Below are 4,548 nucleotides of genomic sequence, written 5' to 3' on the forward strand. Positions count from 1 at the left end.
ATTTCCACCATGCTGTTCAAAAATTACTCTTGAAAGATCAACACGCCCTAGTAAAGTTGAATCACTCTTATCAGAAGTTTTTGAGACGAGTGAAATATCGTATCATCAGATCAGCTCGAGAGCTAAAACAATCGAGAGTGTTAAAGCAAAAGGTAATAATGAAAAGTATTCTGATCCTATAAATGAAATTCAAGATTTTAGTGGTATAAGAATAATCACTTATGTTGAAGATGAAATCGATTCTATCTGTAAAATTATTGAAGAAAATTTTGAAATTGACTTGGAGAATAGTTCAAATAAGAGCGATGAATTAGGTATAGATAAAGTTGGCTACAAGTCAGTTCATTATGTTGCTACTTTAAAAAAAGATAGATTGAAATTACCCGAATATAAACAATTCCAAAATAAACTTTTCGAAATTCAAATAAGAACAATTTTACAACATGCTTGGGCTGAGATTGAACACGATAGGAACTATAAGTTTTCAGGAAAACTTCCTCCAGATATAAGCCGTAGGTTTAAAATACTTGCAGGTGTTCTCGAAATGTCCGACCGGGAGTTTAATAATATTTCTCAAGAAATAGATACCATTTCAGAAAAGGCAAAGGCAACAGTAACATCGGGTAAGTTAAATGTTCCAATTACATCGGTTTCAATAGCTCAGTACATAAAGTCAAAATTCAAAAATAAATTATCATCTGGATATGAGTTTATTGCAGATCATGAAGCAAAAGGAATAAATGAGTTAGAAAAGTGCGGAGTAACGACTCTGGAGGAACTTGATCTGTTGTTAACTGAAGATGCACAAAAATTGTACTTTTATATGGCTAGTATCGATAATAAGAAAATTGCGGAGTTAGGAATTGCTAGAATTTCCTTGATACTTTCTGACTACAAACAATATTTTTCATTAGCGTTCAGTAACTCTTTTGGTGCCTTTACTTATCAAAAAGAGCTCGAAGCTCAGGTGAAAGAAATTTTTGAGAGAAATAAGGTCGATTGGGACGATATTACATCAAACTACAATGTATCTCTAATGGATATATAAAAGCTAACAAGGCACTTAAACGGAACTAAAACAGTGGGTTAGGTTTCGCTTCGCTCCACATTATAACCCACTATTTTAGTCCGCTTAGTGCGGCGTTAGACCAACATGAAAGGGTTTTTATGACAATTGCAGTTTTGGTAATAGATATTCAGAGTGCTTTAATAGATCCAGAGCCTAGACCTTTTGATGTTAATAATGTTTTAAGTAAAATTAATACTGTTACCAATTGGGCTAGGACTGCCGGATACCCTGTTATATATGTTCAGCATGAAAAAATTGAAAGTGTAATGGAATATGAAAGTAAGGGCTGGCAGTTGCAAAGCAGTCTGAATGTTATAGAAGGAGATCTTGTTGTCCGCAAGACTACTCCAGATTCGTTTTTGAGAACTAATTTAGAGAATATTCTTGAAACCAATAAAGTGAAACATTTAATTGTTACCGGTTATGCTTCTGAGTTTTGTGTCGACACAACTGTTAGGCGAGCCGCGAGTTTAGGTTACTCAGTTGAATTAGTTTCTGATGCGCATACCACTCATTGTAAAGAACACGCTTCAGGTGAACAAATTCGTTTACATCACAATTGTACATTACCAGAGGTTACTAGTTTTGGAGTTAAAATATCTGCAATCAAACTAGTGTACTAGTAAAATTGGTCTAACAAGGCGCTTAAACGGAACTAAAACAGTGGGTTACGTTTCGCTTCGCTACACATTTTAACCCACAATTTTAGTCCGCTTAGCGCGGCGTTAGCTACCTAAGGAAAGTATCGTGCTCAAGTTGTATCGATTTACTGAAAGTAAAAAGGAATATTGGGAGACATGGGATAATGATGACGGTACTCATACTATTCACTGGGGTGAATTGGGGACTAAAGGTCACTCTAAAATAGTAAAACGTAGCTTGTTTAAAAAGCCACAAGATAAAATTCAAATAGAAATAGATAAACTGACAGATCAAGGTTACGTGCAAGCAGAACACGAATATACACTTTTAATTGAATATGAGGTAGATGGTTTTGGAACCTCAGAAGACTTAGATAAAAGGAGTAGGCTGCAAGATCGAATGAATGAAACGCTCGGCTGGACTGGTTTAGGAAACTGCGATGGTGGCAGTACTGGTAGTGGTACTATGGAAGCATGCAATTATATTGTTGATTTTGAAGTAGCTAAAAGTGTTATTGAAAAGGACTTAGTAGGTACTGAGTTTGAAAATTATACGCGTATCTATAACGAAGATACTGAGTAGTCGGTAGCTAACAAGAAATTAAACAAGGACAAAAAACAGTTGGCTTTTTGTTCACTCCGTTCACTTATTTTAGCCAACCATTTTTTGCCTGTTAATTGGGCGTTGGTGCGTCAAGCTAAGCTTGGTGCATCTTGCAGGGTGTAAGTCCCTGTCAGGTAAGGTTTAACCAACCACCTGTATCGAGTGTTGCGCCTTTGGCGGAGCTTGAGATTTGCAATAGCATTTCATTGGTGCGAGCCAGATAAATCAAGTGAACAAGATAGGTGAAGCGTACACAGAGAATCATATAGGCCATAGGGGATGCGTGTCCCTGTAGTGCTGGTATCGCTCCGATAAATATTAGATCTGACTGACGAGGTTTGCAACGCCATCGAAGTCCAAGCAAAGCAATCGCAATGGTTAGATTGTGGCGAGTCAGCGGAGTTTTCAAGCCGTGGCATGTATGTAGAGATGCATCGAGAACTTGAGAGATCTAAAGGTATTCCACAAGGAAGGTGGTAGGGAAGCTGAGTGAAAAGCAAGGCAAACGAAGATCTTTTGGAAGTCAGATCAGCCCATAGTAGTCTGAGCAGGGGAAAGCCTTGTACACGGCGAAGGAGCTGACAGTTATATCCGTTATTAAGCAGATACATGGTCCGGACAAAGTAGGGCTGGAGATACGATGACAACGACACTTAATAACATCACATTTAAAGCACATACTCACCCTAAACATAGGTTTCAGAATTTATATGGATTACTAAATACTGAATGCCTGTATGAAAGTTGGGGGCAACTCAACAAGAAAGCTGTGCCTGGTATTGATGGATGCTCTATTGATCAATATCAGGCAAACTTAGTTGAAAATATAACGAGCTTAAGTCATCAACTTAAACAGAAATGTTATAGGGCGAATGATATTAAGCGCATCTTTATTCCCAAATCGAACGGTAAACAGCGGCCATTAGGCCTACCCACGGTCAGCGACAAATTGGTACAGCAAAGCGTTAGTCAGATCCTGCAAAGTATCTGGGAACAAGACTTTTTGCGTAACAGTTATGGTTATCGACCGAATAAAAGTGCCCATCAAGCCATTCATAGTTTAACACTCAATCTACAATTTAAAGGTTATGGTTACATTGTAGAAGCTGATATTAAAGGCTTCTTTGACAACCTAGATCATAATTGGTTGATGGAGATGCTTAAACAACGAATTGATGATGCCGCAATGCTTAGCTTGATAAGCCAATGGTTAAAAGCGCGGATTAAATCGCCCGATGGTGTATTTACTAAGCCAACCAGTGGTAGTCCTCAAGGGGGTATTATCAGCCCAGTACTGGCTAATATTTACTTACATTACGCATTAGATCTTTGGTTTGAAAAGAAAGTAAAACCAGCAATGGAAGGGCGATGTATGATGATCCGCTATGCGGATGATTTTGTCTGTGCATTTCAGTTTTCAAAGGATGCGGAGCGCTTTTATCGGGTATTACCGAAACGATTAAATAAATTCAATTTAGACGTCGCGAAAGATAAAACATCATTGATGCGGTTTAGTCGCTTCCATGTAGGGCGAAAGCGTCATTTTGCATTTTTAGGTTTTGAGTTTTATTGGGGAACCGATGCCAATGGTAAAGTAAGACTTCGACGAAGAACTGCTGTTAAGAAACAGAAAGGGACGTTGACGGAGTATTATCAGTGGATAAAGGGAAAATACTCACTTAAATTAAGAGAGTGGCTTCCCCAATTAAGACGCAAACTAACCGGATTCAGAAATTACTTTGGGCTGCCTGACAATAGTCGTAGTCTGTCTCATTTATATAACTATGTACTGCATAATCTGTATAAATGGTTAAATAGAAGAAGCGGTCGGAAAAGCTATAATTGGAGTAATTTCAAGAAGATGTTAAGTTATTTTAAAATTGAAGTACCCAAGGTGAGCAAGCGAAATATACTTGTCGATTGGTACTAGGGTCGTGTTTTACACGAGTGTATATTTAACTGAAGAGCCGGATGCGGTAGTTCCGCACGTCCGGATCTGTGTGGGGTCGGCCTAGTAATAGGTCGCTCTACCACGATAGGCTGTAGAATTTCTCCGAAAAGAACGTTTTCACGTTCTTTTTTTATAATATCTCATTGTACAAAAAACAACCTTGATTGAGCTGGTCGTCTGTGATCTAATAGTTATTATTCGCTCAGAGATAAACATGATGGCTAACTACAAACCTGACTTATCTTGCCAAAGTAAATTCATTCCGATTGATTTCGCACAGCAA

4 protein-coding genes are annotated in these 4,548 nt (G+C 38.0%); all 4 read left to right on the forward strand.

Annotated features, from left to right (window positions below; all coding sequences use genetic code 11):
* Positions 1 to 1,048: hypothetical protein (locus tag V6255_RS17775; protein WP_341629345.1), on the forward strand; the 1,048-nt coding region annotated here is incomplete at its 5' end.
* Positions 1,049 to 1,167: 119 nt separating this feature from the next.
* Positions 1,168 to 1,692: a cysteine hydrolase family protein gene (locus V6255_RS17780; RefSeq protein ID WP_341629346.1), complete on the forward strand. Its 525-nt coding sequence runs from the start codon at positions 1,168 to 1,170 to the stop codon at positions 1,690 to 1,692.
* A gap of 124 nt (positions 1,693 to 1,816) precedes the next feature.
* Positions 1,817 to 2,293, forward strand: coding sequence for a hypothetical protein (locus V6255_RS17785; RefSeq protein ID WP_341629347.1), 477 nt, complete (start codon positions 1,817 to 1,819; stop codon positions 2,291 to 2,293).
* A 661-nt stretch (positions 2,294 to 2,954) separates the two neighbouring features.
* The gene (gene ltrA / locus V6255_RS17790; protein ID WP_341629348.1) at positions 2,955 to 4,244 is read left to right on the forward strand and encodes a group II intron reverse transcriptase/maturase; all 1,290 of its coding nucleotides are present in this window, start codon (positions 2,955 to 2,957) and stop codon (positions 4,242 to 4,244) included.
* Positions 4,245 to 4,548: the final 304 nt, after the last annotated feature.

Origin of the sequence: Psychromonas arctica, assembly GCF_038155225.1 — a bacterium.
GTDB lineage: Bacteria > Pseudomonadota > Gammaproteobacteria > Enterobacterales > Psychromonadaceae > Psychromonas > Psychromonas arctica_B.